The 244-nt window shown below is 41.0% G+C and carries 1 protein-coding gene; it reads left to right on the forward strand.

Features of this window, described 5'->3' with window-relative positions:
- Positions 1 to 226 (forward strand): EF-hand domain-containing protein (locus AAEZ05_RS29775; protein ID WP_350650238.1); only part of this gene is annotated, 226 nt, incomplete at its 5' end.
- Between the last annotated feature and the right edge of the window lie 18 nt (positions 227 to 244).

Consider the following 244-nt stretch of genomic DNA (forward strand, 5'->3'; position numbering starts at 1 on the left):
GGATAACACAATGAAAACATTACATAAGACATTAGCACTAATCGCACTAGCATCATCTTCAGCGGCATTTGCAGCAGTAGACTTCGACTCATTTGATACAGATGGCGACGGCGTTATTAGCCAAACAGAAGCGCAGGCAAACCCGCAGCTTGCACAAATATTTGATGAATTAGATGCAGATGGTAATGGTGAACTTTCTAAAGAAGAGTTTGCAGCAGTTCAATAATGCTACCCATTTCTAACT

Source organism: Pseudomonas sp. HY13-MNA-CIBAN-0226, assembly GCF_040310305.1.
In the GTDB taxonomy this organism is placed as follows: Bacteria; Pseudomonadota; Gammaproteobacteria; order Pseudomonadales; family Pseudomonadaceae; genus Aquipseudomonas; species Aquipseudomonas gregormendelii.